This is a genomic window from Burkholderia sp. SR8 (assembly GCF_052851275.1).
Window position 1 is genome coordinate 1 of record NZ_JAULUC010000053.1, and the last position, 4,648, is coordinate 4,648.

Consider the following 4,648-nt stretch of genomic DNA (forward strand, 5'->3'; position numbering starts at 1 on the left):
ATCGAACAGCACCGCGCGGCCCGTCGAGTTCCTGACGACCGTCGCCGTCATCTATTTCCTCGTCGCCTTTCCGCTGACCCGCCTGGTCGGCGTAGTGGAGTCCAGGATGCTCAGGCGCTATGCCTACTGATCCGCAACAACCCGCAACGCTTTCATCAAGCCGGAGAAATCTCATGCAACTGAAAGGCATTCTGCCCGCCCTCGTCACACCGTTCGATGCGTCGGGCGCGGTCGATCACGACACGCTCGCGTCGATCCTCGAATATCAGCTCGCCGCGGGTGTCAGCGGCTTCGTGCCGCTCGGTTCGACCGGCGAGTACTACGCGCTGACGAACGACGAGCGTCGCGCGGTGATGAAGACCGTGCGCGAAGTGGTCGGCAACCGCGGCACGCTGATCGCCGGCGCGAACGGCTCGTCGACGCGCGAAGTGATCGAGCAGGTTCGCCAGGCGCGCGATGCCGGCTACACGAACATCCTGATCGCGCCGCCGTACTACGCGCTGCCGTCGCAGGACGAACTTATCGGCCACTACGACGCGATTCTCGCGGCGGTGACCGACGTGAACGTGATTCTCTATAACTACCCGGTGCGCACGAACGTCGAGGTCGGCTTCGGCGTACTCGACGCGTTCAAGGATCATCCGCGCGTGGTCGGCATCAAAGAAAGCAGCGGCAACCTGCTGCGCGCGATCGAGATCGGCGGCAAGTACCGCGACCACTACCAGTTGTCGTGCGGCTCCGACGACCAGGCGCTCGACTTCTTCATGTGGGGTGCGACGAGCTGGATCTGCGGGCCGGCGAACTGCTTCGCGAAACAGGTGGTGAGCTTCTACGACAAGTTCTCGGCCGGTGATATCGCCGGTGCACAGAACGTGATGCGCTCGCTGTTCCCGGTGATGGCGAGCATGGAGTCGGGCAAGTTCATCCAGAAGGTGAAGTACGGCTGCGAGCTCGCCGGCTTCAAGGTCGGAAACGCCCGCATGCCGCTGCAGCCGCTGACCGATCACGAAAAGGCCGAGTTCCGCGCGATCTTCGAGGCGTCGCAGGCGTAATGCCGTAATGCGCTCCTGTACCGGCGCCGCTTGGTGCCGGTACGCCGACCGGGGAATTGCAACATGACGATTCACAGCTTTACCTGTATCGAAGGCCATACCGAGGGCATGCCGGTGCGCATGGTGATCGACGGCGCGCCGGCGTTGCGCGGTGCGACGATGAACGCACGCCGCGAGGACTTCGTCGCGCATCACGACTGGGTGCGTCGCACGCTGATGCTGGAGCCGCGCGGCCATGCGCACATGTCGGGCACGCTCCTCTATCCGCCGGTCAGCGACAACGCGGATTGCAGCCTGCTGTTCGTCGAGACGTCGGGCTGCCTGCCGATGTGCGGCCATGCGACGATCGGCTCGATCGCGTTCGCGATCGAGGAGCGGCTCGTCGTGCCGAAGCAGCCGGGCACCGTGACTGTCGACGTACCGGCCGGGCAGATTGTCGCGCGCTACGAGATGGATGGTGCACGCGTGACGTCGGTGCGCTTCACCAACGTGCCGAGCTTTCTGCTCGCGCGTGACGTCGAGATCGACGTTCCCGCGCTCGGCACGCTGGCTGTCGATATCGCATACGGCGGCAACTTTTATCCGATCGTCGAGGTTCAGCCGAACTTCCCCGGTTGCGAACACTTCACGCCAGACGAGTTGCTGGCGTGGGGCCGCGACGTGCAGCGCGCGGTCAACGCGGCGCTCGACGTCGTGCATCCCGATCATCCGGCGATTCGGGGCGTGCGGCATTGCATGTGGACGGGCAAGCCGATCGCGGACGACGCACACGGACGCGCAGTGGTGATCGCCGGCGACAGTCTCGTCGATCGCTCGCCGTGCGGCACCGGCAGTTCGGCCCGCGTCGCGCAGCGCTTCGCGCGCGGCTGGCTGAACATCGGCGACGCCTATTGCCACGAGAGCCTGATCGGCAGCCGCTTCATCGGCCGCGTGGAATCGATCGCGCGGCTCGACAGCGGGCTCGATGCGGTGCGGCCGAGCATCGAAGGGCGCGCATGGGTGACCGGGCGCGCGCAATATCGTGTCGGTTCGTCACAGCCGTACGCGCACGGCTTCAGCCTGCAGGAGTTCGTCAATTGAACGCGATTGCCCAACACCATGCACCCGCCGCACCCGGCGCCGCTCGGGAGGAAACGGCGGTCGTGATCGGTGGCGGGATCGTCGGCGTGTGCTGCGCGCTCTATCTGCAGCGCGACGGCCGTGCGGTCACGCTGATCGATCCGGCCGCGCCCGGCGACAGCACCGCGAAATGGAGCTGCGGACAGATGGCGGTCAGCGAGGTCATTCCGCTGTCGAAGCCCGGCATCCTGATGAAGGTGCCGCGCTGGCTGATGGACCAGAACGGGCCGCTCGCGCTGCGGCCCGGCGCGCTGCCGGGCATCCTGCCGTGGTTCTTCCGGTTCGTCGCGTCGGCCCGTCACGCGAAGATCGTGTCGATCGCGCAGGCGATGGCGACGCTGACGCACGACGTCTATTCCGATTACGCGCCGCTGCTCGATGCGTGCGGCGACCGCGCGCTGCTGGGCCAGCGCCCGGTGCTCGAAGTGTTCGACGATCCGGCCGGCATCGCGCATGAACAGCCGCATCTCGAACTGCGGCAGTCGCTCGGGTTCGCATCGCAGCGGCTGAACGCCGCCGAGATCGGCGATCTCGAACCGGCGCTCGCCGGCCGGTTCAAGCACGGGCTGCTGTTTCCCGACTGGCGCGCGGTCAACGATACCGAAGGCTTCATTGCGGCGCTCACCGCCAGCTTCGAGGCACAAGGCGGACGCCGCATTCGTGCGAACGCCGCGCGCATCGACGAATCGGACGCACGTGCGACCGGCGTGACGCTGGCCAACGGCGAGCGCATCGCGGCCGATCACGTGGTCGTCGCGGCCGGCACCGGTTCGCGGCAATTCTTCGGGCAGCTTGGCGTGCGCGTGCCGCTCGAAGGCATCGCCGGCTACCAGGCGCTGGTGTCCGAGCCGGGCGTCGAGTTCCGCCACTCCGTGATCTATGCGGACGGCGGCTTCTGCTTCAGCCCGATGACGCGCGGGCTGCAGATCGGCGGCACCATCGAGTTCGCGGGCCGAAATGCGGCGCCGAACTTCCGGCGCGCGGACATCATCCTGGAGAAGGCCCGACGCATCCTGCCGGAGCTGCAGACCGCGCGCGTCGAATACGGCGTCGGCTATCGGCCGTTCCTGCCCGACACGAAGCCGGTGATCGACCGCTCGAAGCGGCTGCCGAACGCGATCATGGCGTTCGGCCATGGCCAGCTCGGCCTCACGCTCGGCGCCACCACCGGCCGCCTGGTCGGCGACCTCGCGGCCGGCCGCCAGACGCGGCAGGACCTGTCGCCATTCAGCGCTTACCGATTCGCCTGACCTACGAGACTCTTCATGCAATCCTACGAACGACTTTTCATCGACGGCCGCTGGGTGGCGCCCGTTCAGGGCCGCACCTTCGAAACGCTCGATCCGAGCGACGAAACCGTGATCGCACAGGTGGCCGCCGCCACCGCGGAAGATATCGACGCCGCGGTCAACGCCGCGCGCCGTGCGTTCGACGAAGGTCCGTGGCCGCGCATGACCGGCGCGCAGCGCGCCGCCGTGCTGCGCGCGATCGCGCAGGGCATCCGCGATCGCCTGTCCGAGCTCGCCGAGCTCGAAGTGCGCGACAACGGCAAGCCGCTGCCCGAAGCGCTGTGGGATCTCGGCGATGCGGCCGGTTGCTTCGACTTTTACGCCGGGCTCGCCGAACAGCTCGACGGGAGCGCCGAAACGCCGGTGCCGCTCGCGGACGAGCGCTTCAGTACAGTCGTCCGCAAGGAGCCGATCGGTGTGGCCGGCGCGATCATCCCGTGGAATTTCCCGCTGCTGATGGCCGCGTGGAAAGTCGCGCCGGCGCTCGCGGCCGGCTGCGCGATGGTGTTGAAGCCGTCCGAACTGACGCCGCTGACTGCGCTGGAATTGGCCGGCATCGCCGAAGCTGCCGGGCTGCCGGCCGGCGTGCTGAACGTCGTGACGGGCCTCGGCGCGGACGCCGGCGCGCCGCTCGCCGGGCATCCGGGCGTCGACAAGCTCGCGTTCACCGGCAGCGTGCCAACCGGCAGCAGGATCATGCAGGCCGCCGCACGCGACATCAAGAACGTGAGCCTCGAACTCGGCGGCAAGTCGCCGTTCATCGTGTTCGGCGACAGCGATCTCGAAGCGGCCGTCGAATGGATCCTGTTCGGCATCTTCTGGAACCAGGGCGAAGTGTGTTCGGCCACGTCGCGCGTGCTCGTCGAACGCTCGCTGTATGCGCCGCTCGTCGAGCGGCTCGCGCAGGAAGCGCGCAAAATCAGGATCGGCAACGGTCGCGACGACGGCGTGCTGCTCGGCCCGCTGGTGAGCCGAGGGCAATACGACAAGGTACGCGAAGCGATCGCGCGCGGCCGCGACGAAGGCGCGCGGCTCGTGACCGGCGGCGAACGGCCGGCGCATCTCGAACGCGGCTACTTCATTGAACCGGCGGTATTCGCCGACGTGCCGGAAGACAGCTGGATCTGGCGCGAGGAAATTTTCGGGCCGGTCGTGTGCGTGCGGCCGTTCGATACGGAAGACGAAGCG

General features: G+C 67.4%; 4 protein-coding genes. All 4 read left to right on the plus strand.

Going from position 1 to position 4,648, the window contains the following annotated elements; all coding sequences use genetic code 11:
• Positions 1–173: 173 nt before the first annotated feature.
• The gene (locus Q3A80_RS31600; RefSeq protein WP_446332699.1) at positions 174–1,052 is read left to right on the plus strand and encodes a dihydrodipicolinate synthase family protein; all 879 of its coding nucleotides are present in this window, start codon (positions 174–176) and stop codon (positions 1,050–1,052) included.
• A 63-nt stretch (positions 1,053–1,115) separates the two neighbouring features.
• Positions 1,116–2,132 carry a 4-hydroxyproline epimerase gene (locus Q3A80_RS31605; protein ID WP_446332700.1) on the plus strand — a complete coding sequence of 339 codons (1,017 nt, stop codon included), beginning with the start codon at positions 1,116–1,118 and terminating at the stop codon, positions 2,130–2,132.
• 5 nt (positions 2,133–2,137) lie between these two features.
• Positions 2,138–3,421, plus strand: coding sequence for an NAD(P)/FAD-dependent oxidoreductase (locus tag Q3A80_RS31610; RefSeq protein ID WP_446332702.1), 1,284 nt, complete (start codon positions 2,138–2,140; stop codon positions 3,419–3,421).
• A gap of 15 nt (positions 3,422–3,436) precedes the next feature.
• Positions 3,437–4,648, plus strand: a 1,212-nt coding sequence (locus Q3A80_RS31615; protein WP_446332701.1) for an aldehyde dehydrogenase family protein, incomplete at its 3' end; no start/stop codon positions are given.